This window comes from Actinoplanes oryzae (assembly GCF_030757795.1).
Lineage (GTDB): Bacteria > Actinomycetota > Actinomycetes > Mycobacteriales > Micromonosporaceae > Actinoplanes.
Map to the genome: position 1 here is coordinate 1 of NZ_JAUQWH010000045.1, position 21,143 is coordinate 21,143.

Here is a 21,143-nt window from a genome sequence, read left to right on the forward strand (position 1 = left end):
CCCTCGGCGGTCAGCGTGCCGGCCGGGTCCTCGGCGTACTTGGCGGCGAAGTCGCGGTCGGTCAGCAGGTTCGAGATGAACTCTCTCAGGACTTCGGTGGCATCCACGGTCATGGTTACTCCTCGCTCGGTGTGCGTCAGGGTCGCCCGGACACGGCACCAGCGTGCGACCCGCGGCCCGTTCCGGGCATCGGGGTGTCCCCCCTGGTGTAGAAGGCGTGATGGGGGGAGTCACAGCCTCGTGTCGTAGATCCGCCTCGCAGTCCAGCTCAACGGGTGAGGATCTCGCGCAGGACGGCCATCATCTCCGCCCGGGTGGTGGTGCCGAGCTTCGCCCGGATGCGGGCGACGTGGTGCTCGACGGTCTTCGGCGCGATGTAGAGCTGGGCGCCGATCTCGCGGTGCGTGCTGCCGGCCAGCACCAGGCGGGCGACGGCGAGCTCCCGCTCGGAGAGCCCGGCGCCCCCGGTCGCCGCGGCGGCCCGGTCCGGCTCGGCCAGCTCGCGGGCCCGCTCCAGCAGGTGCCGGGCGGCCACCGGGTCACTCGTCCGGACGGCGGCCTGACCCGCCAGCCGGGATGCCTCCCACGGCAGCTCCGCGGCGTGCAGGTCCTCGGTCACGGCCACCGTCGCCTCGGGGTCGACGTGCCCGGCCAGCACCCGGGCCCAGAGCGCGGCGGCAGCGCACTGGGCACGCGGCCGGGCGGCCCCGGTCACCACGGCGGACAGCTGTCCCGCCACCCCCGCCGCCGCCTCCGCGTCCTCGGTCACGATCGCCATGTGCAGCCGGATCCAGCCGAGCGCCACGGACCAGGCGACCGGCCGGCCCAGCCGGGTCACGATCGCGTCGAGGAGCCCGAGCACCGGCTCGGCGCGCCCGGGCCGGCGCAGGCGGGCCGCGGCCACGGCGAGCTCCTCGAGCATCTCCAGCTGCCACAGGTCGGCGGTCCGGCGGGCCAGCAGCGGCTCGGCGCCGGTCCAGGCCTCGCGCAGCCCGGCGATGTCCCCGCGCCGCCGGGCCATCCCCGCCGCGAGGGCCGCCCGCAGCAGCCGCTCACGCCCCGGCTGCTCGGCCCCGGGCCGGCGGCCGAGCTCGATCAGGGCGGTGTCGTAGCGGCCGGCCCGCATCCGGGCCCAGGCCAGCAGCAGCCGGTGCCGCTCGGCGAAGACCGGCCCGCCGACATCCCGGCCGCGCGGCGCCAGCAGGTGCTCCGCCGTGGCCACGTCCCCGGCGGTCACGGCGACCACGGCGGCGAGCGCGTGCGGGGTGTCCGGCAGGACGACCGCGGGCGGCCGGCGCTCGCACTCCTCGGCCGCCTCGATCAGCAGCGGCAGCGCGGCCTCCGGATCCGCGGCCGCGAGGGCCCCCTCCGCCAGCCGGACCAGGGCCGTCGGCGCCGGCCCGACGGTCGCGGGCGCCTGTCCGAGGCCCACCTGCGCCGGCACGGCCAGCACGGCGCCCGGGCCGGCGGCACCCACCAGCAGCTCGGCGGCCCGCGCGGTGCGGCCCTGGTGGGCGGCGACCGCACCGGCGACCAAGGCCAGCCGGCCGTCGCCGTGGTCCGCGTCGACCGGAAGGCCCAGCAGGGCACTTGCCTCCGCGCGCCCCGGCGCCACGGCCGCCGGATCGGCCCCGGCGTCCACGGCGTCGTCGAACCAGCCGAGCGCCCCCGCCGGGTCGTCGAAGCGCAGCCGCTCGCCCGCCTCCCGGTAGACCGTCGCGGCGACCGGCGTGACGGCCCGGGCCGCCCGCAGCTGACCGGCCGCGGCGACGGGGTCCGCCCGGGCGGCCAGGAGCGCCCCGGCGACCGCGTCGTGCAGGCGCCGGCGCTCGGCGGCGGGCAGCTCGGCGAGCACCGCCACGGCCACCGCCGGGATCATCCGGTCGCCGTCCGGCACCAGCAGGCCTTCGTCGCGCAGGATCCGCAGCGCCCCGGTCGCCTCCGTGCCGGCCGCGCCGGCGAGCACGTGGTCGGGCAGGTCCAGCTCCAGCGCCAGGACGCGGGCCACCGTGACGACGGGCCGGCCCAGGGCGGCGAAGCGCCGCTGGACGCGGGCCAGCAGCGCCGGCGCCGGCACCCCGGGCGGCGCGGTGGCGATCGCGGCGGCCACCGCAGGCAGGCCCGCCGAGGCCGCCAGCACGGCGGCGGCCACATCGGGGGACACCGGCCGCCCGGTGAGCGTGGCGACGAGCCGGGCCACGCCGTCGTGATCGAGCGGGGTCAGGATCTCCACCCCGCCCGCCGCGACGATGCCGTCGAGCTCCGCCAGCTCCGGCCGCCCGATCGTCGGCCGCCGCGCGATGACCATCGGCACGCCGCCCCGCGCGGCGCGGCTCAGGGTCCGCAGCGCCGCGGCGTCGAGGCGGTGCGCGTCGTCCACGACGAGCAGCCGGCCGGGCGTCCCGGTCGGTGCGGCGGGCCACCAGACGGGCGCGGCGGCCGCGGCGGCGAGCTCGCGCAGCCGATGCGTACGCCCGGCACCGTCCACTCCGACCACGACAACCACCCGGCCAGTGCAGCACGCGGGGGAGCGGCGGGAAACCCCGGTCGCTGCGACGGGGTGCCGCCGCCGCGGCCGGGAGGGCGTCCGGCGCCGAATGCCAGAATTGGCGCATGGCCGAGAGACGCCCGCGGACCCGGGCCACCTATCACCACGGTGACCTGCGCGCGGCGTTGATCGCGGCCGGCCTGGCCCTGGCGCGGCAGGGCGGCCCGCAGGCCATCGTGCTGCGTGAGGTGACCCGGGCCGTGGGAGTGGCGCCGAACTCGGCGTACGGGCACTTCGCGACGCTGGACGCGCTGCGCAGGGCGGTCGCGCAGCGGGCACTGGGCGACATGGCCGAGGCGATGCGGGCCCACCTCGACGCCGTCACGCCCGCCATGCCCGGTGACGCCCGGGCGGCCGCGACGGCGTACCTGCGGGAGGTCGGCCGGGCCTATGTGCACTATGCCGTCGCCGAGCCGGGCCTGTTCCGCACCGCCATGGGCGGCGATCCGTCCGGCGTCTCCGTGCCCGGGGAGCCCGCCGCGCCGGAGACCGACGACCAGGGCCGCCCCAAGCCGGACGCCCTGCTGCTCGGGGCGCTGGACCGGCTCGTCGACGCCGGTGTGCTGCGGGCGGCGGACAGGGGCCGGGCGGTGATGGCCAGCTGGGCGACCGTGCACGGGCTGTCCGCCATGTTCCTGGACCTGCTGCCGCAGCTCACCGTGGCGCAGCGGGAGGCGGCCGTCGACGACGCGCTGGGCATCCTCGCGGCGGGTCTGACCACCTCCCGGCCCTGACCACCTCCCGGCCCTGACCACCTCGCGGTCCTGACCACCTCGCGGTCCTGACCATCTGCGTCGCCGGCCCTTCTCGGCGCGGCCGGCCGCTGCCCGGCAGCGGCCGGCCGTTGATCAGCGCAGGGGTGATCAGCGCAGGGGCGGGTTCGCCAGCCGGACGAGCTCGATCGCCTGCTGCGGGAACCAGGCGCCGGCCGCCGGATCGGCGCTGCCGCCGCGTGCCGGGTCGGTGCCCGTCCCGGTGCCGCGGTCGCACTGGCCGTCGGACTGGCCGGGGGTCTTGATCCAGAGGAACGCGTCGGCCAGCGGCTCGCCGGTCCGCGTGGTCGGGCGCAGGCCCAGGCCCCGGTCCGGCGGGTTGCACCAGGTCTGCGGATCGGGCCAGGTGACCCCGGCGGGCGCCGTCCACGGGCCCTGGCCGTTGCGGCTGGTGTCCACGACGAAGTGGGCGAGGTCGCGCGGGGGGACGGTGCCGACGTTGGTGGCGTACCAGGCGTCGGTCAGCGGCCACGTGCTGAAGTCGCCGGGGCTGGCCGGGTAGTACTGGCTGGCGCACTGCTCGAAGTGGCCGCGGGCCTCGGCCGGGCCCTCGGTGCCGTACCAGACGCACCGGGAGATCCACGTGCCGAACTTGAGCTGGCGCTCGGTCGTCTCGTAGTTCGACACGTTGAGGAAGAAGCCGTCCGCCTTGGCGACGCCGGCCTTGACCAGGCGGTCGGCGATGTCCCCGACGCCGAGCCAGGCGCTGTGCGTGCCGTCGAGATAGACGCTCGTCCGCGGCAGGGCGGCCAGGCGGTCCACCGCGTAGTTGAGCATCGCGAACCGGTCCGCGGCGGCGGTGGCGGCGTCCGCCTCGGCCGGTTGGCACCACTCCTGGTTGCCGTTGATCGTGGTGTACCAGGGGATGATCCCGAGGCCGTCGGGCTCGAGCATGACCGCCGCGGGCCGGCTGCCGATGCCGGCGGCGAAGGCGTCGATCCAGGCCCGGTACTCGGCCACCGAGGTGGCGCCGCCCGCGGAGTACTGCGAGCAGTCGCGGAACGGGATGTTGTACGCGACGAAGACCGGCATCGTCCGGGTCGCGGCCGCCCGGCGTGCCTGCGCCGCGACCGAACGGGTCAGCGAGCTGCCGGAACCGCCGGTGAACCAGACGGCCTGCGGCGTGCTGACCATGGTGCGGATCTGGCGCGCCAGGCCGTACTGGCCGGCGGCCTTGAGATCGGCGATCTGCTGGACGGCGCCCGGGTCGGGCGCCGGGGTGAAGAATCGGGTGCCGTCGGGGATGACGGCGGCCGCGGGTGCCGCCCCGAGCAACGAGGCTGTGGCACAGACGGCGAGCGCGGTGGCTGCCCGCCGGAGAGAGAACAAGGACACGTCGGACTCCTTGAGTGTGGGAGCGTTCCCACAGCCTCGTCCGGTCCATCCAGCCGAGTCAATGCCCCGATCATCCGGGGGCCGGCGCTCCGGCTCGTCCGCCCGGCCGATGCGCCACCTCATCCGCGCGGCCCGATGCGTCACCTCATCCGCGTGGCCCGATGCTTCGGCGCACTCGGCGTGGCGCGGCGGCGCGGCGCACCACGCCGAGGCGGTCTCCGGCGGGCAGGCGATCGCGTGTTGCCGGCCCGGCCGCAGGCGGGAGGTGAGCGGGATCGGGGGCGGGGGGCACCACGTCCGGCTCGACGGCGCCGGCCGGGGGGTGGCAGGGCTGTGGAGGGGCGGAGACAAGTGTCGATCGATGCGTCTTCGGTCCCGGCGGGCTTGACATGCCCGGCGGTGCTGGCCTGTGCTGCTTGTGCGAATGGCAACCGAGTGTTCGCAGAGCGCACACCGGAGCGGCCGCACCCGGGAGGCGGGCATGGCTCAACCGCTGACGATCGACGCGGACGGCGCCGGCCCCCGGCCGCCGGGCCGGCCCCGGGGGTGGGCGCGGCTGGTGCGCGACGAGACCGGGGTCGTCGGGGTACTCGTCGTGCTGGTGCTGGTGGTCGGCGCGTTCCGGCCCGGCTTCCTCGACCCGGACAACCTGCTGTCGACCGGCCGCAACGCCGTCTACGTCGGACTGCTCGCGGCCGGCATGGTCTTCCCGCTGGCGATGCGCGAGGTCGACCTCTCCGTCGGTGGCACCTTCGCCCTGTGCATGGTCGCCGGCGCCGTGCTGATGCGGGACGGGGTGCCGCCGTGGGCCGCGGTGCCGCTGATCTTGCTGCTCGGGGCGGGGCTGGGCGCGATCAACGGGGTCGTCACCACGTACGCGGGAATTCCGTCCTTCATCGTCACCCTGGCGACCGCGCTGCTCTATCGCGGCGTGGCGCTGGCGTTCGCGGCCGGGCGGCAGATCTTCGACGTGCCGCGGGACAGCTCGTTCTTCACCGTGCTGGGCGGGCGGGCCGGCGGCGTACCGGTGTCGTTGCTCGTGCTCGTGGGGCTGGTGACCCTGCTGACCGTCGTGCTGGCCCGCACCCGGTTCGGGGCCCGGGTGCGGGCGATCGGCTCCAATCCGGACGCGGCGGTGCTGACCGGGCTGCCGGTCGACCGCGTTCGCATCCAGGCGCTGGCGCTGTCCGGTCTGACCGCCGCCGCGGCCGGGGTGCTCGCGCTGGCGTTCTTCATGTCCGGCGACCCGACCCTGGGGGAGGGCTTCGAGCTCACCGCCATCGCCGCCGCGATCATCGGCGGCACCCCGCTCGCGGGCGGCCGCGGGTCGGTGCCGGGCGCGGTCGTGGGGGCGCTGATCCTGGCCGCGGTGACGTCGGCGCTGGTGTTCTTCCGCATCCCGATCAACTGGACCAGCTTCGCGACCGGAGCGGTCATCCTCGCGGCGGTGGGCGCCGACGCCGCGGTCCGGCGGTACCGAACGCGCGTCCGAGGAGGTCACCCATGAAGCGCGTCCCCGTCATCGTTCTGTGTGGAGTCCTTGCCGCCTGCGGCAGTGATCAGGGGTCGGGCGGTGCGAAGCAGCTGAGCATGGGCATCGCCGTCGCCAACATCAGCCTCAACTTCGCCATCGAGATGGCCGGCGGCGCCGAGCAGGCCGCGGCCGACGCGGGCGGGGTCGACTTCCAGGTCGTCGGGCCGCCCGACACCGACGGGCCGGCCGAGGTGCAACTTTTCCAGAACCTCGTGACGACCGCCCGCGACGGCGTCATCCTCGAGAACCTCGACCCGCCGATCTTCACGCGCCCGGCCGCGGAGGCGATCGACTCGGGGGTGCCGGTGATCGCGCTGGACACCTCGCCGACCGACGGCAGCAAGATCACCTTCTACGTCGGCAACGACAACTACGACCTCGGCGCGCAGATGGCCACCGAGCTGCTCAAGCATCTGCCCGCCGACCCGTCGGGCACGGTCGTGGTCGGCGTGCCCAACCCCGGGACGCCGGTCCTGGACAACCGGGCGGCGGGCATCAAGGAGACGCTCGCCGAGGCGGCGCCCGGCCTCACGGTGCTGGGGCCCTTCCAGACCTACAGCGAGCCGACGAAGAACTACAGCGCCTGGTCGTCGCTGGTCGCCGCGCACGCGGACGCGCTGGCATTCCTCGGCGTCGGCGACGCGGACAGCTACGACCTGGCCCGGCTCAAGCAGGAGAAGAAGGCGGCGTGGCTGACCGCCGGCTTCGACGTCGACGACAAGACGCTGCAGGCGGTCCAGGACGGCACCAACTTCATGACCCTCGACCCCGAGCATTACCTCAAGGGGTACCTGTCGAGTGCCCTGCTCATCCGCTCGGCCCGCGGCGAGCCGCTGCCGGCCGGCTGGTTCGTGAGCCCCGGGCAGGTCGTCACCGCCGGCAACGTGGCGGAGGTCATCGAGCGTGGCAGCAGCGCCGCGGCGGCCAAGGCCGGCTACCAGGCGCAGATCGACAAGCTGCTGGGCGATGTCGCCGGCAACGTCAAGCCCCTCGACCAGGCGCGCTGATGCTGCGCGCGAGCGGCCTGACCAAACGGTACGGGGGTGTGACCGCCCTGGACGGCGCCGAGATCGCGTTGCGGCCGGGCGAGATCCACGCCCTGGTCGGCGAGAACGGCGCCGGCAAGTCCACCCTCGTGAAGATCCTGTCGGGTGTCGTGGCGCCGGACACCGGCACGATCCACCTCGGCGACGTCCCCGTACGCTTCGCCGGCCCGCGCGACGCCGCCGGCTGCGGCATCGAGATCGTCTCCCAGGAGCTGGCGCTCTTCCCCGACCTGACCGTCGCGGAGAACCTGTTCGTCCGCGACCTGCCGTGCCGCCTCGGCCTCGTGGACCCGGCCGTCATGCGCCGCCGCGCCGCCCCGGTGCTGGCCGGCCTGGGTCTCGGGGGCCTGCGCCTGCGCACCCCGGTCGCCCGGCTCACCCTCGCCGACCGTCAGCTGCTGGAGATCAGCCGCGCGCTGCTGGGCGGCCCGCGGGTGCTGATCCTCGACGAGCCCACGTCCGCGCTGCCGGCAGCCGCCGTCGACCGGCTCGAGACGGTGCTGCGGCACGTGGCGGGGCGCGGGATCGCCGTGCTCTACATCTCGCACTTCCTCGACGAGGTACGCCGGATGGCCGACCGGGTCAGCGTGCTGCGCGACGGGCGGCCGGTGCTGCGGGGCGTACCGGTGAAGGATCTTGATCTGCCGGGTCTGATCCACGCCGTGGTCGGTGCGGCTCCTCCGGCGCGGGCGCCCACGGCCGTCACGACCCCGGGAGGCGACGCGCTGCAGCTGCGGGAGGTGACCGTTCCCGGGCGTCTCGCCGGGGTGTCGCTGACCGTCGCACCGGGCGAGATCACCGGGGTGGCCGGGCTGGAGGGCGCGGGCCACCTGACCGTGCTCGACCTGGTCTGCGGCCTGGCCCGGCCCGCGTCCGGCGAGGTCCGGCTGCCCGGCGGCGGCAGCCCGCGCTCCTTCCGCGACGCGGTCCGGCGCGGGGTGGCGTTCGTGCCCGGCGACCGCAAGAGGTACGGCCTCATGCTCGACCGCCCGGTCTGGGAGAACGCCACCGCGGTCCGCGCCCTGGCCCTGCGGAGCCGCCGCCGGGACCTGGTGGCCCGGGCCGAGGAGGCGCTGGCCCGGCTGCGCTTCCGCGGCGACGTGCACGGCCCGGCCGGCGCCCTGTCCGGCGGCAACCAGCAGAAGGTCGTCTTCGCCAAGTGGCTCGACGCGGGCTCGCACGTGCTGGTCCTCGACGATCCGACCCGCGGCGTCGACGTGGCCGCGCGCGGCGAGATGCACGCCATCGTCCGCGACCTCGCCGCCTCGGGACGGGTCGTGCTGCTCGCCTCCACCGACCTCGCCGAGCTCACCGAACTGTGCCACCGCGTGGTCGTGCTGCGGCGGGGCCGGGTGGTCACCACGCTCACCGGCGCGGAGCTGACCTCCGCGGGGCTGAGCACGGCCATGAACGCGCCGTCATGACCACGCTCGCCGGGCGGTCCGCGCTGATCACGGGCGCCGGGAGCGGGATCGGGCTCGCGACGGCGCGGGTGCTGGCGGCGGCCGGGGCGCGCGTACACCTGTCGGGCCTGGAAGCCGCCGCCCTGCGCGACGCGGCCGCCGAGCTGGGCCCGCCGGCCACCTGGTCCGTCGCCGACGTCACCGATCCGGCCGCCGTCCGCGCGGCCGTGCGGGCCGCGGTCGAGGCCGGCGGCCCGCTCGACGTCCTGGTCAGCAACGCCGGGATCAGCGGGCCGATCGCCGCGCTCACCGACTATCCCGACGACGCCTTCGAGCAGGTGCTGCGGGTCCACGTGCTCGGGGCGTTCCACCTGCTCAAGTACGGGTTGCCGGCCCTGCGCGACGGCGGCAGCGTCATCATCAACTCCAGCGTGGTGGGGCTGACGGCGGATCCGGGCATCGCCGGCTACGCGACCGCCAAGCACGCCCAGGTCGGCCTCATGCGCGTGGCGGCCATGGAGGGCGCGGCGCGTGGCATCCGCGTCAACACCGTCCATCCCGGGCCCACGAGCACCGCCTTCCAGACCGCGATCGAGACCGCGGCCACCGGGCGGGACCCGGCCGCGGCCGCGGCGGTCTTCGACGGCATGATCCCGCTGGGCCGGCACGCGTCCCCCGACGAGATCGCCCGGGTGATCGCCTTCCTGGCCAGCGACGACGCCTCCTTCGTCACCGGCGCCACCCTCACCGCGGACGGCGGCATGAGCATCTGACCGCCGGTCACATGGCCAGGATCGCCGGGTCCTCGGAGGCGGGCGGCGGCTCCTGACCGGGGATCGGCACCTGCGCCGGCTCGGGCACGAACACCCAGGGGCTGACGCCGATCCGGCCGGTGCTGCCCAGGTCGAGCGGGCTCGGCGGGACCACGGTCCGCGCCGGCCGGCCCGGCTGCGGCGCCATGTCGAGGAGGGCGGCGGTCACGGGCGGGTGGGTGATGTCGTCGTACGTGTTGCGCCACACCACTCCGGCGGACGCCCGCTCGCCGGGCTGCAGCACCACCGGCCGCGGCTCGCCCTCCAGCGCGGGCACCGAGATGGTGATCTCGCGGACGTCGTGCAGCACGCGGACGTCCTGGGGCTCATGGTCCTCGTCCAGCAGCCGCAGCTCCGGAAAGCCCTCGACCCGGTACGCCGTCGTGCCGCAGTTGACCAGGAAGAAGCCGAGCACACGCAGGCCCATCGCCGCGTCCTGCGTGCCGATCTCGATGCGCGCACCATCGGCCGGGCACCGGGCCGGCTGCACCGGCGACGGCCCGGCCTGCGACGGCCCGGCCTGCGACGGCCCGGCCTGCGGCGGCCCGGCCTGCGGCGGCCCGGGCGGCGGCGGCCCGGCCTGCGACGGCCCCGCCGGCGCGCACCCGGCGGCCAGCAGCACCACGGCAGTCCCGATCAGCCGGCACCTCATGGCCCGATCATGCCCTACGGCGTTGCCAGAAGTCCCATCGCGCGACGCTGAACCCCGGGCCGGGCACGCCCTCCCGGGCCGCGAAGGCGCCGACGGCGGTGTAGGGCCGTTGCTCGCCGGCCGCACACGCGTCGTGCAGCATCCGTCCACAGTGCTCGAACCAGGGTGCGACCGCGGGGCGGAGGTCCGGCGGCACTGTCCCGGTGGACTCGAGGGCGTCGCGCAGGGTCCAGACCGCGTACGTCAGGAAGTCGATCCCCGCCGCCGTGAGCCGCGCCGCGAAGTCGTTGAGCCGCGCCCAGTCCGCGGCGCTGCCCTCGGGCGGGCAGTACACGTCCCAGCTCTCCCGCAGCACCGCCCCGAACCAGGCGCGCCCGCTCTCGCCGAGCGCCACCAGCAGCGCGACCAGCCGGTCCCGATCTGTGTCGCCGCCCGCCACGGCCGCCGCGACGACGGCCTGCCACGCGGGCCAGAGCCGGTCCTCGTCCCCGGCGAAAGCTGCCACTGTGTCCGCCAAGGGCACTTCGTCCCGGAGATAGCGTGCGAGCTCGATCATCGAAGCCAGGCTAGCGGGTGATACGAACGCGGAACCCTGGGTACCACCGGCCCGTGCTCATGATCGAACTCCCTGATCTGCCCCTCCCCGGGCACGGTGAGACCCGGCGGCGGTTGCAGACTCTCATCGACATCGCCCGCGTGGACCTGGTGCACGCGCGGCTCGCGGAGGGCCACGCCGACGCGGTCGCCATCCGCGCCGAGCTCGGCGCCCCGCCCGTCGCCGCCGGGCAGCGCTGGGGTGTCTGGGCGGCGGCGCCCGACTCCGTCAAGGCCTCTCGCACCGCGGACGGCTGGCAGCTGGACGGCGACCGCCCGTGGTGCTCGGGCGCGGCGTGGTGCACCCACGCGCTGGTCACCGCGGTCGCCGACGACGGGCCCCGGCTGTTCGCGGTCCGGGCCGACGCCGGCACCCCGCGGGACGGCACCTGGCCGGCCGTCGGCATGGCGGGCAGCGACAGCCGGACCGTACGCTTCACCGCCGCCCCGGCCGAGCCGGTCGGCGGCCCCGGCGACTACGTCGGCCGGCCGGGCTTCTGGCACGGCGGCGTCGGCGTGGCGGCCTGCTGGTACGGCGGGGCGCTGGGCGTGGCCGACACCCTGTACGCCGCGACCCGCACCTCCCCGCACGTCCTGGCCCACCTGGGAGCGGTCGACGTGGCGCTGGGCGCCGCCCGGGCCGTGCTGGACGCCGCCGCCGACGAGATCGACGCCGACCCCGAGCGCGACGCCTTCGCCCTGGCCCTGCGCGTGCGGGCAACCGTGGAGCGGGCCGCGACCGAGGTCCTCGACCGGGTGGGCCGCGCGCTCGGCGCCGGTCCGCTGTGCCGTGACGAGCGGCACGCCCGGCGCGTCGCCGACCTCACCGTGTACCTGCGGCAGAGCCACGCCGAGGCCGACCTCGAACAGCTCGGCAAGCTCGCGGCGGAGCGGGGCCCGGCATGGTGACGCCGATCGAGGGCACGGGCACGCCCGAGGCCGTCTGGCGGGCCTGGCCCGGGCTGGCGGCGCTGCCGGAACTGCCCGTCGACCCGCCGGGACCGCCGCTCGTCGTCGCCGCCCACCCCGACGACGAGGTGCTCGGCGTGGCGGGGCTGATGGCCCGTGCCGGCGCGGCCGAACTGGTCGCGGTGACCGACGGCGAGGCCTCGCACACGGGCTCGACCGTGCACACCCCGCTCGAGCTGGCCGAGCGGCGCCGGGGCGAGACCGCGGAGGCGCTCACCCGGCTCGGGCTCGCCGGCGCCCCGGTGCACCGGCTGGGCCAGCCCGACGGCGGCATCGACGAGGAGGCGCTGGTGGCCTCGCTCGTCCCGCTGCTGACCCCCGGCCGCTGGTGCCTGGCCACCTGGCGCGGCGACGGGCATCCCGACCACGAGGCGGTCGGCCGGGCCGCGGCCCGCGCCTGCACGGAGACCGGCGCACGGCTGCTCGAATATCCCATCTGGACCTGGCACTGGGCCACTCCCGCCGACGCGCGGGTGCCGTGGGCGCGGGCCCGCCGGGTGCCCCTCACCCCCGCGCACCGGGCGGCCAAGGCGGCCGCGATCGCCGCCTTCGTCAGCCAGATCGAGCCGCTCGGGCCCGCCGAGGCCGACGCGGCCATCCTGCCGCCGCACGTCCTGGCCCGGTTCGCCCGCCCCTACGAGGTGGTCCTCGCATGAGCACACCCATCAGCTACTTCGAGCGGATGTACGCCGCCAGCGCCGACCCGTGGGACTTCGAGCACCGCTGGTACGACGCCCGCAAGCATGCCCTCACCGCCGCCGCGCTCCCCAGGCGCCGCTACCGGTCCGGCTTCGAGCCCGGCTGCTCCACCGGCATGCTCACCGCGCGCCTCGCCGAGCGCTGCGACCGGCTGCTGGCCGTGGACGCCGTGCCGGCCGCCGCGGCGACAGCGGCCTCGCGAGTCGGGGACCTGGGCAACGTGACGGTCGGCACCGCCCGGATGCCGGACGACTGGCCGGAGGGCCCGTTCGACCTCGTGGTGCTGTCGGAGCTGGGCTACTACTTCGACCACGAGACGCTGGGCAGCCTCGCCGGCAGCGCGGTGCGATCGCTGGAGCCGGGCGGTGACCTGGTCGCCGTGCACTGGCGGTGGCCGGTCGAGGAACACACACTCACCGGCGACGACGTCCACGCCGTGCTGAACGCGGTGCCCTCGCTGGCCCGGCTGGCGCGGCACGAGGAGGCGGACTTCCTGCTCGAGGTGTGGACGCGGACGCCGGCGCCCGCGCGGTCGGTGGCTCAGCGGGAAGGCCTGGCGTGAACCGGGTCGCGGTCGTCGTCCCCGCCCACGACGAGCAGGACCTGATCGGGGAGTGCCTGGCCGCCCTGTCCGGCGCCCCGGAGATCATCGTGGTGGCGGACGCCTGCCGGGACGACACCGCGGCGCGGGCCGCGGCGGCCGGGGCGACGGTCGTCGAGGGCAGTTTCCGCAACGTGGGGCAGGCCCGGGCGGCGGGCGTGGCGCACGCGTTGCGGCACGGGCCGGCCGGCTTGTGGATCGCGTGCACCGACGCCGACACCCGCGTCCCGGCGCACTGGCTGGACTGGCAGCTCAGCCACGCCGGCGCCGACGTCCTGGTGGGCACGGTCGAGGTGGACGACTGGAGCCGGTGGCCGGCGGGCTTTCCCGCGCTCTACGAGGCCCGCTACCGGCTGAAGGTGACCGGCACCGCCCACGGGCACGTGCACGGCGCGAACCTCGGCTTCTCGGCGCACGCCTACCTGGCGGCGGGCGGGTTCCCGCCGGTGCCGGTGGCCGAGGACCGGGCCTTCGTCAGCCGCGCCCGGGCCGCCGGCGCCCGCGTGGTGACCGATCCCTCCTGCCCGGTGCGCACCAGCTCCCGGGCCGTCGGCCGCGCCCCGGCCGGCTTCGCCGCCCACCTGTCCGGCCTCGCCGCCGCGCTCCAGCCCGGCCCGCCCGCCGCCGCGCTCCAGGCCGGCCCGCCCGCCGCCGCGCTCCAGGCCGGCCCGCCCGCCGCCGCGCTGCACGCCGGCTGAGGTCACTCGGGCGGCAGGCGCTTGTGCTGCAGCTCGGCGGCCCAGCGGACGGTCGGGCCGGGGTCGGTGCGGAGCCGGTCGAGCACCTCGCGCGCCGCCTCCGGGGCCACGTGCCGCACGGCGACCGTGCAGCGCTTGCGGACCTCGGCGTCGCGGCCGCCGGCCCACCGCATGAGAGGGGGCACGGCGCGCTCGTCGCGAAGCGCGCCCAGCTTGTGCACGGTCGTCGCCGAGCCGGCCCACGGCGGCGATGCGCACCTTCTCGTCCGGGTCGTGCAGGGCACGGACGAACACCGCGAACCCCGTGCCGGGTTCGAGCGCCTCGATCGCGGCCAGCCGGATCCGGGGGTCGCCGGCCGCCTCGCCCAGCAGCGGGGCGTCCGCGGGCGCGCCGACGGCGCGGTCAGGGGGCGGTGAGGCGCTCGGTGCCCAGGACGGCGAGCAGGGCCAGCGCCTCGGCGTCGCGGGAGCCGGGCGCGGCGGAGTAGAGGATCAGGTGCTGGTCGCGGTCGGTGAGGGCCATGGTGTCGCAGTCGACCGTGACCGGGCCGACGACCGGGTGGTGGAAGGTCTTCGTGAGCATCGCGGCCGCCTGGACGTCGTGGCGCTCCCAGAGGCGGGCGAAGTCGGCGCTCCCGGTGCGCAGCTCCTCGACGAGCCCCGTGATCGCGGGGTCCGCCGGGTAGCGGGCGAGGGTGGCGCGGAGGTCCATGACGACGTGCTGGCGGAACTCGGTGACGTCGGAGACTCCGTACATGCCGGGCGGGCCGAGGAACGCGCGGCGCGCGAGGTTGCGCTCCTGCGGGGCCAGCTCGGCGAAGTCCTCCATGAGCGCGGCGGCGAGGTCGTTCCATGCGAGCACCTCGAACGCCGCGGAGGTCACGAAGCCGGCCGTCTGCGGGAGGCGGTCGAGGAGGGCGAGGATGCTCGGGCGTACCTCTCGGGTGTGCAGGCCGTTGCGGATCGGCGCGGTGCCGGCCAGCACGTGCAGGTGGTCGGACTCCGCGCCGGTGAGCCGCAGCGCGGCCGCGATCCCGGCGAGGACCTCGCCCGACGGGCGGGGCGCGCGGCCCTGCTCCAGCCGGACGTAGTACTCGGTGGAGATGTGGGCGAGGACGGCGACCTCCTCGCGGCGCAGGCCCGGCGTGCGGCGGCGCGGGCCCGAGGGGAGGCCCGCGTCCTCCGGCCGCAGCCGCTGCCGGCGGCTGGTGAGGAACGACCCGAGCTCCTGCTTGTCCATGCCCCCAGTGTGCCCCGGCGGCCGGCCCGCATCCTGGTACCGGTTGTGCCTGCCTCCGCCGCGCGGCAACCGCGAGCCTCGAAGGCATGACAGACATGCTCACCGACAAGGTCATCCTCATCACCGGCGCCAGCCGCGGCATCGGGGCCGCCGCGGCCACGCTCTTCGCCGAGGAGGGCGCGGCCGTCGTGCTCGCCTCCCGCGACACCGGCGTCCTCGATCGCATCGTCAAGGACATCCGGGCCGCCGGCGGGGTCGCGGACGCCGTCGCCCTAGACCTCGCCGACCGGACGAGCATCCGCGCCGCCGTCGACCGGGCCGGCCAGCTGCACGGGCGCCTCGACGGGGCGTTCAACAACGGCGCGGCCATCCAGCAGCCCGGGCCGCTCGACACCACGAGCGAGGAGGACATCGACCACCAGTTCGCGGTGAACTTCCGCGCCCACTGGACCGCGATGACCGCCGAGGCGCAGCTCATGCGGTCGCACGGGGGCGGGGCGATCGTCAACACGTCGAGCATCGGCAGCCGCAGGGCCAACCCCGCACTGCCGGCGTACGGGGCCATGAAGCGCGCGTTGAACAGCATCACCGAGACCGCCGCCGTGACCTGGGCCCGCGAGGGCATCCGCGTGAACGGCATCACGCCCGGCGGCACCGCCACGGAGATGATCGAGCAGTGGGAGGCGGCGACCCCGGGCATCAAGAACCGGATCAACGCCTCGTCGCCGCTGGGCCGCATGGCGCAGCCCCGGGAGGTCGCCGAGGTCGCGGCGTGGCTGCTCAGCGACCGTGCCTCGATGGTCACCGGCGCGATCGTCCCGGTCGACGGCGGCGCCGGCGCCTGAGCTGTCACATCCGGCGGGGCCGCCTCGTCCAGGTGAGCGAAGGACACCCTCTCCTGGAAGGAACACCATCCCATGAAGATCGCCGTCATCGGTGGCACCGGGCTCATCGGCTCCCAGGTCGTCGCGATGCTGCGGGCCGACGGGCACGAGGCCGTCCCGCACTCCCCGTCCACCGGGCTCGACCTGCTCACCGGCGCGGGACTGGCCGAGGCCCTCGCGGGCGCGGACGTGGTCGTCAACCTGACGAACTCGCCGACCTTCGACGACGCGTCGCCCGCATTCTTCCGCACCACCATGGAGAACCTGTTGCCGGCTGCGAAGAGTGCGTCCCACGTGGTCGTCCTGTCGATCGTGGGCGTCGACCGGGTCCCGGGCTTCACCTACTACGAGGCGAAGGTGCTGCAGGAGCAGCTCCTGACGGCCGGGCCCGTACCGTGGTCGATCGTCCGCGCCACGCAGTTCTTCGAGTTCCTCGACGCGGTGGTGACCTCGGACCCCGGCCCGGCGGCCGTCCGCCTGCCCGCCACGCCGGTCCAGCCCATGGCGGCCGCCGACGTGGCCCGGGCGGTGGCCGACGTCAGCACGGGCGCGCCGCTCAACGGCATCCGCGACGTGGCGGGCCCCGAGGTCTTCCCGCTCGACGAGCTGGGGCGGATCGTCCTCGCGGCACACGGTGACACCCGGCCGGTCGTCACCGACCCGGCTGCCGGCCTGTTCGCGGCCGTGCCGGGCAACGCCATCATCGCGGGCGACGACGCCGTGCTCGCGAAGACCACCTTGCGGGAGTGGCTCGCGCGCTGAGTGACATCATCGGGAGGTGGACCTTCCCGTCGCGGTGCAGGAGAGCGGCCTTGCCGACGGCCCGGTGCTGCTCCTGCTCGCCGGGCAGGCCAACTCGCACGTGTGGTGGACCGGCCTGCGGGAGGCCTTCGAGGACCGCTTCCGGGTGGTCACCTTCGACTACCGGGGTACGGGCGGCAGCCGCGGCCCGGTCGGTGACTGGTCCACGGTCCTGTTCGCCGAGGACGCCGCCGCGGTGCTGCGGTCGGTGACCGGCGCACCGGCGGCGGTCTACGGCACGTCGATGGGCGGCCGCGTCGCGCAACACCTGGCGGCGCGGCACCCCCACCTGGTCGACCGGCTGGTCCTGGCCTGCACCTCCCCGGGCGGCCCGCACGCCCGGGAGCGCACCCCCGAGGTGCGGCGGCGGCTCGCCGACCCCGCCACCAACGCCCGGACGCTGCGCGAGCTGTTCTACACCGACGCCTGGACGGGCGACAGCCACCTCTTCGGCGACCCCACCATGACCCCCGAGGAGGGCCGGGCGCACCTGCGCGCGAGCAACCGCCACGACGCCTGGGACGCCCTGCCCCTGATCCAGGCGCCGACCCTCGTCCTGCACGGCACCGAGGACCTGATGGTGCCGTCCGCCAACGCGCCCCTGATCGCCGGCCGCATCCCGGGCGCGGCCCTGCACTGGACCGAGGGCGGCCGGCACGGCTTCTTCGACGAGTTCGCGGCGGAGCTGGCGCCGGTCCTCGACACCTTCCTGTCATGACCCCGCTGGAGTCCGTGCTGGCCGCGCACGGGCTCACGGGCGCGCGGGTCACGCCGCTCGGCGCGGGACTGGACAACTCCGCGATGCTGGTGGGCGACGACGTGGTGCTGCGCTTCGGCCGGGACGGGGCGGCCGTGGCGCGAGAGGCGCGACTGCTGGCCTTCCTGGCGCCGCGCGCGCCGGTGCCCGTACCGGTGCCGCTGTTTCATGACGAGCAGGCGGCCTGCCTGGCGTACCCCCTGCTGCCCGGCACCCCGCTGGTGCTGGCGCCGGCCGGCCGGGCTCGCGCCGTGCCGCAGCTCCGCGATTTCGTTGCCTGGCTGCACGCCCAGCCCGCGCCGGACATCCAGCGCGACGACACGCCGTTGCGCGACTGGTTGGCGCAGGCCCGCGACGACCACGCCGCCGTCCGCGAGCTGATCCCGGACCGGCACCGGCGGGCGGTCGAGGACTTCCTGCGCGCCGACCCGCCGCCGGACACCCCGCACCGGGTCCTCGCCCACAACGACCTGGGCGCCGAACACATCCTCGTCGACGCGGCCGGCACGGTGACCGGCATCATCGACTGGACCGACGCGGCCCTCGCCGACCCGGCCGTCGACCACGCCCGCCTGCTGCGCGACCTGGGCCCGGCATACCGCGACCCGGCGCGGGACGAGCGGGCGCTCTTCCTGGCCCGCTGCCTGCTGCTGGAAGACCTCGCCTACGGCGTGGATGCGTACGCGGCCAACAGCCTGACAGCGCTGTCCTGGCTCTTCGCCCCGGGCCGGGTGCCGTGAGCTTCGGACGCCGGCGCGGAAGCCGGGCGCATCGAACGCCCGGCCTGCGCGTTGTCAGGCGAGGACGGGGTAGTCCGTGTAGCCCTCGTGGTCGCCGCCGTAGGCCTTGGTGTAGTCGGGGGTGTTGAAGGGGCCGCCCGCGCGGAGCCGGTCGACGAGGTCCGGGTTGGCGAGGAAGAGGGCGCCGTAGGAGACCAGGTCGGCCGCGCCGGTCTCGACCAGCTGGAGGGCCTCCGGGCCGGTCCAGGCCCCCGGGGTGTACGGGTTCAGGATGAGCGTGCCGGTCCAGCGCTCGCGCAGCTGCGGGGTGAACTCGGTGTCCGGGCCCTCCATGACGTGCAGGTAGGCGAGGCCGAGCGGGTTCAGCTCGTCGAGCAGGGCCAGGTAGCGCTCGCGGTGCCCGTCCTCGACGAGGTCGCCGAGGCCGTTGGCGGGGGAGAGGCGCAGGCCGGTGCGGTCGGCGCCGATCGCCCCAGCCACCGCGCGGGCCACCTCGACCACCAGGCGGATGCGGTTGTCGCCGCCCCACTCGTCGGTGCGGACGTTGGCGTTGGTGGACAGGAACTGGTGGAGCAGGTAGCCGTTGGCGCCGTGGATCTCGACGCCGTCGAAGCCGGCGGCGATCGCGTTGCGGGCCGCCTCGGCGAACTCCTCGACGGTGGCGTGGATCTCGTCGGAGGCGAGTTCGCGGGGCACGACGTGGTCCTGGGGACCGTCCGGCGTGAAGGCCTGGCCCGCGGCGCGCACCGGGGAGGCGCCGACCGGGCTCAGGTCGGTGTCGCCGGCGTAGAGGCTGGGGTGGCCGATGCGGCCGGTGTGCATGAGCTGGGCGAAAATGAGGCCGCCGCGCTCGTGGACCGCGCCGGTGACCTTCTGCCAGGCGGCGACCTGGGCGGCGGTGTGCAGGCCGGGCGTGTTCATGTAGCCCTGGCCGACGGCGGACGGCTGGATGCCCTCGGTGACGATCAGGCCCGCCCCGGCGCGCTGGCCGTAGTAGGTCGCCATCAGGTCGGTGGGGCTGCCGCCCTCCCCGTACGCGCGGCTGCGGGTCATCGGCGCCATCACGATCGCTGTGCTCGCGCGGTAACGGCCCACCTGCACGGGTTCGAAAGCGTTGCTCATGTCGTGCCTCCCTGTGTAGTTCGCGACCACAGGAAGCTTCGCGGCCCGGTGGATCTTCCCCTCTGGACAGTGAGAGGCGTCACTACGGCTCCACGGCAGCTACGCTCGCGGCCATGACCGGCGACAACGCACTGGGCGACTTCCTGCGGGCCGCCCGTTCCCGGATCGAGCCCGGCGACGTCGGGCTGCCCGGCGGCGCCCTGGGGAGGCGGGTGGCGGGCCTGCGCCGCGAGGAGGTCGCCGTGCTCGCCGGGGTGAGCGCCGACTACTACGCGCGGCTGGAGCAGGGGCGCGAGCGCAACCCGTCCGCGCAGGTGGTCGACGCGATCGGGCGGTGCTTCCGGCTGGCCCCGGAGGCGCGCGCCCACCTCTACCGGCTGGCCGGGCTGCATCCGGGCCGGGAGCCGGAGCCGGCGCGCGACCGGGTGCACCCCGAGCTGCTGCGGCTGCTGGAGGCTTTCCCGCTCGCCGCGGCGTACGTCCTCGGGCCGGCCTTCGACGTGCTGGCCGCCAACCGGGTGGCCGGGGCGCTGCTGTCGCCGTTCGGCGCCGAGCGCAACATGGCTCGCGTCGTGTTCACCCACCCCGAGGCCGCCACGGTGTTCGCGGAGTGGCCGGAGCTGGCGCGCAACGTGGTGCACGCGCTGCGCCTCAACGCCGGCCTCTTCCCGGATGACGCGGAGATCTCGGGGCTGGTGGCGGAGCTCGACGCCGCGTCGGCGCAGTTCCGCACGTGGTGGCGGGACCAGCGGGTCGCCCCGCTGGCCCGGATGGCCAAGGTGTTCGTCCATCCCGGGGCCGGCCGGGTGGAGCTGACCTACCAGACGTTCGACGTGGTCGACGCCCCCGGGCAGCAGCTGCTGGTGGGGACGCCGGAGCCGGGCTCGGCGAGCGCGCGGGCCGTCGCGTGCCTGGCCGGCGTGGCGGCACCGGCCTGACCGTCGCTCACCTCTGGGCGGTGGGCCGGATGACGAGCTCGTTGACGTCGACCGACGCGGGCTGGGCGAGGGCGTAGGCGATCGCGTCGGCGACGGCGGACGGCGGGATGGCCAGCTGCTCGGTCGCGGCGCGGGCGGCGGCCTGGACCTCGGCGGCGCCGCCGGTGTGGGTGAGCTCGGTGTCGGTGAAGCCGGGGGAGACCACCGTCATGCGAATGTCGGTGTGTTCCTGCCGGAAGCCCTCGGACAGCGCCCGCACACCGAACTTGGTGGCGCTGTAGACGGCGGCCGTGGCGTCGACGCGCAGGCCCGCCACCGACGAGACGTTGACGATGTGCCCCTCGCCCTGGGCCCGCATGGTGGGCAGCACCGCCGCGATGCCGTGGAGCACGCCGCGCAGGTTCACGTCGATCATCCGGTTCCAGTCGTCGACGCGCAGGTCGGCGACGGGGGACAGGGGCATCACGCCGGCGTTGTTGACGAGGACGTCGATGCGACCGTGCTCCCGCAGCGCCGCGCCGGCGAAGGCGCGGACGCTGTCGAGGCTGGTGACGTCGAGCGGGTGGCGGTGGAGGCCCGGAACCTCCCGGGCGAGCTGCTCCAGCCGATCGGTGCGCCGGGCGCCGGCGACGACCCGGTGGCCGTCGGCGGCGAGGCGCCGGGCGGTGGCCTCGCCGATGCCGCTGCTGGCGCCGGTGACGAGAACAACCTTCGAGGTGGTGGTCATGACACTCCTGATTCGCGATGCGACGCGGTGGCGCCGCCCCACCAGTGGACGGGCGTTGCGGACGGCGGGGAAGGCCGTGGGAACCGGGGTGTGCCGCACCCAGGAAGAAGGGCCGCATGCGGGATCGAGGCGCTGTGTGTCTTCGGACACGAAAAGTTCGTCGTGCCGTCATGGGGCGGCGAAAGCACGTAGCGTGGACCGCTGCCCTGGGCAGCTCGTCGATGTGCGCGCCGCGGGCCTGTAGCCGACCCGTGAGGCGAAAGTGGGACG

General features: G+C 75.7%; 22 protein-coding genes. 14 read left to right on the plus strand and 8 right to left on the minus strand.

Features of this window, described 5'->3' with window-relative positions; genetic code table 11:
• Positions 1–268: 268 nt before the first annotated feature.
• Positions 269–2,506: a helix-turn-helix transcriptional regulator gene (locus RBH18_RS16960; protein WP_306208779.1), complete on the minus strand. Its 2,238-nt coding sequence runs from the start codon at positions 2,504–2,506 to the stop codon at positions 269–271.
• A gap of 107 nt (positions 2,507–2,613) precedes the next feature.
• On the opposite strand from RBH18_RS16960, the gene RBH18_RS16965 reads away from it, so the two are divergent.
• The gene (locus RBH18_RS16965; protein WP_306208782.1) at positions 2,614–3,282 is read left to right on the plus strand and encodes a TetR/AcrR family transcriptional regulator; all 669 of its coding nucleotides are present in this window, start codon (positions 2,614–2,616) and stop codon (positions 3,280–3,282) included.
• A 129-nt stretch (positions 3,283–3,411) separates the two neighbouring features.
• On the opposite strand, the gene RBH18_RS16970 is transcribed toward RBH18_RS16965, so the two are convergent.
• A complete protein-coding gene (locus RBH18_RS16970; RefSeq protein ID WP_306208784.1) occupies positions 3,412–4,656 on the minus strand; it encodes a glycoside hydrolase family 6 protein in 1,245 nt (414 codons plus the stop codon).
• A 481-nt stretch (positions 4,657–5,137) separates the two neighbouring features.
• Here RBH18_RS16970 and RBH18_RS16975 point away from each other — a divergent pair, with 481 nt between their 5' ends.
• The 4 genes from RBH18_RS16975 to RBH18_RS16990 all read left to right on the plus strand — a co-directional run bounded on the left by RBH18_RS16975 (position 5,138) and on the right by RBH18_RS16990 (position 9,412).
• Positions 5,138–6,163 carry an ABC transporter permease gene (locus RBH18_RS16975; protein WP_306208786.1) on the plus strand — a complete coding sequence of 342 codons (1,026 nt, stop codon included), beginning with the start codon at positions 5,138–5,140 and terminating at the stop codon, positions 6,161–6,163.
• A gap of 83 nt (positions 6,164–6,246) precedes the next feature.
• Entirely contained in the window at positions 6,247–7,197 is a 951-nt protein-coding gene (locus RBH18_RS16980) for a sugar ABC transporter substrate-binding protein (protein WP_306208787.1), read from the plus strand.
• A complete protein-coding gene (locus tag RBH18_RS16985; protein ID WP_306208789.1) occupies positions 7,197–8,660 on the plus strand; it encodes a sugar ABC transporter ATP-binding protein in 1,464 nt (487 codons plus the stop codon). The genes RBH18_RS16980 and RBH18_RS16985 overlap by 1 nt, the downstream gene beginning before the upstream one ends.
• On the plus strand, positions 8,657–9,412 hold the full coding sequence (locus RBH18_RS16990) for an SDR family NAD(P)-dependent oxidoreductase (protein WP_306208791.1): 756 nt from the start codon (positions 8,657–8,659) through the stop codon (positions 9,410–9,412). Before RBH18_RS16985 ends, RBH18_RS16990 begins: the two co-directional genes overlap by 4 nt.
• A gap of 7 nt (positions 9,413–9,419) precedes the next feature.
• Here the strand turns inward: RBH18_RS16990 and RBH18_RS16995 are convergent, their stop codons facing one another.
• Both RBH18_RS16995 and RBH18_RS17000 read right to left on the minus strand, forming a co-directional pair.
• Entirely contained in the window at positions 9,420–10,103 is a 684-nt protein-coding gene (locus RBH18_RS16995) for a DUF4232 domain-containing protein (RefSeq protein ID WP_306208793.1), read from the minus strand.
• 7 nt (positions 10,104–10,110) lie between these two features.
• On the minus strand, positions 10,111–10,659 hold the full coding sequence (locus RBH18_RS17000; protein WP_306208795.1) for a DUF3632 domain-containing protein: 549 nt from the start codon (positions 10,657–10,659) through the stop codon (positions 10,111–10,113).
• A gap of 59 nt (positions 10,660–10,718) precedes the next feature.
• Here RBH18_RS17000 and RBH18_RS17005 point away from each other — a divergent pair, with 59 nt between their 5' ends.
• The 4 genes from RBH18_RS17005 to RBH18_RS17020 are packed head-to-tail and all read left to right on the plus strand — an operon-like array spanning position 10,719 to position 13,664.
• The gene (locus tag RBH18_RS17005) at positions 10,719–11,606 is read left to right on the plus strand and encodes an acyl-CoA dehydrogenase (protein ID WP_306208861.1); all 888 of its coding nucleotides are present in this window, start codon (positions 10,719–10,721) and stop codon (positions 11,604–11,606) included.
• Positions 11,600–12,322 (plus strand): PIG-L deacetylase family protein, encoded by a 723-nt coding sequence (locus RBH18_RS17010; protein WP_306208797.1) that lies wholly within the window; start codon positions 11,600–11,602, stop codon positions 12,320–12,322. Before RBH18_RS17005 ends, RBH18_RS17010 begins: the two co-directional genes overlap by 7 nt.
• Complete coding sequence (locus RBH18_RS17015; RefSeq protein WP_306208798.1) at positions 12,319–12,927, plus strand: SAM-dependent methyltransferase; 609 nt, start codon at positions 12,319–12,321, stop codon at positions 12,925–12,927. The genes RBH18_RS17010 and RBH18_RS17015 overlap by 4 nt, the downstream gene beginning before the upstream one ends.
• Positions 12,924–13,664, plus strand: coding sequence for a glycosyltransferase (locus RBH18_RS17020; protein WP_306208799.1), 741 nt, complete (start codon positions 12,924–12,926; stop codon positions 13,662–13,664). The genes RBH18_RS17015 and RBH18_RS17020 overlap by 4 nt, the downstream gene beginning before the upstream one ends.
• 2 nt (positions 13,665–13,666) lie before the next feature.
• Here RBH18_RS17020 and RBH18_RS17025 read toward each other — a convergent pair whose 3' ends face one another.
• Both RBH18_RS17025 and RBH18_RS17030 read right to left on the minus strand, forming a co-directional pair.
• Positions 13,667–13,849, minus strand: a complete 183-nt coding sequence (locus RBH18_RS17025; RefSeq protein WP_306208801.1) for a hypothetical protein — start codon at positions 13,847–13,849, stop codon at positions 13,667–13,669.
• Between the two features lie 218 nt (positions 13,850–14,067).
• Positions 14,068–14,904, minus strand: a complete 837-nt coding sequence (locus RBH18_RS17030) for a helix-turn-helix transcriptional regulator (RefSeq protein ID WP_306208802.1) — start codon at positions 14,902–14,904, stop codon at positions 14,068–14,070.
• An 86-nt stretch (positions 14,905–14,990) separates the two neighbouring features.
• Here RBH18_RS17030 and RBH18_RS17035 point away from each other — a divergent pair, with 86 nt between their 5' ends.
• The 4 genes from RBH18_RS17035 to RBH18_RS17050 all read left to right on the plus strand — a co-directional run bounded on the left by RBH18_RS17035 (position 14,991) and on the right by RBH18_RS17050 (position 18,086).
• Complete coding sequence (locus RBH18_RS17035) at positions 14,991–15,749, plus strand: SDR family NAD(P)-dependent oxidoreductase (RefSeq protein ID WP_306208804.1); 759 nt, start codon at positions 14,991–14,993, stop codon at positions 15,747–15,749.
• Positions 15,750–15,821: 72 nt separating this feature from the next.
• On the plus strand, positions 15,822–16,550 hold the full coding sequence (locus tag RBH18_RS17040; RefSeq protein WP_306208806.1) for an SDR family oxidoreductase: 729 nt from the start codon (positions 15,822–15,824) through the stop codon (positions 16,548–16,550).
• Between the two features lie 16 nt (positions 16,551–16,566).
• Positions 16,567–17,307, plus strand: coding sequence for an alpha/beta fold hydrolase (locus tag RBH18_RS17045; RefSeq protein WP_306208809.1), 741 nt, complete (start codon positions 16,567–16,569; stop codon positions 17,305–17,307).
• A complete protein-coding gene (locus tag RBH18_RS17050; protein WP_306208811.1) occupies positions 17,304–18,086 on the plus strand; it encodes a phosphotransferase family protein in 783 nt (260 codons plus the stop codon). The genes RBH18_RS17045 and RBH18_RS17050 overlap by 4 nt, the downstream gene beginning before the upstream one ends.
• 54 nt (positions 18,087–18,140) lie before the next feature.
• Here RBH18_RS17050 and RBH18_RS17055 read toward each other — a convergent pair whose 3' ends face one another.
• Positions 18,141–19,208, minus strand: coding sequence for an alkene reductase (locus RBH18_RS17055; protein WP_306208813.1), 1,068 nt, complete (start codon positions 19,206–19,208; stop codon positions 18,141–18,143).
• Positions 19,209–19,321: 113 nt separating this feature from the next.
• Between RBH18_RS17055 and RBH18_RS17060 the strand changes: the two genes are divergently transcribed.
• Complete coding sequence (locus RBH18_RS17060; protein ID WP_306208815.1) at positions 19,322–20,146, plus strand: helix-turn-helix transcriptional regulator; 825 nt, start codon at positions 19,322–19,324, stop codon at positions 20,144–20,146.
• Positions 20,147–20,153: 7 nt separating this feature from the next.
• Here the strand turns inward: RBH18_RS17060 and RBH18_RS17065 are convergent, their stop codons facing one another.
• Positions 20,154–20,873 carry an SDR family oxidoreductase gene (locus RBH18_RS17065; RefSeq protein ID WP_306208817.1) on the minus strand — a complete coding sequence of 240 codons (720 nt, stop codon included), beginning with the start codon at positions 20,871–20,873 and terminating at the stop codon, positions 20,154–20,156.
• Positions 20,874–21,143: the final 270 nt, after the last annotated feature.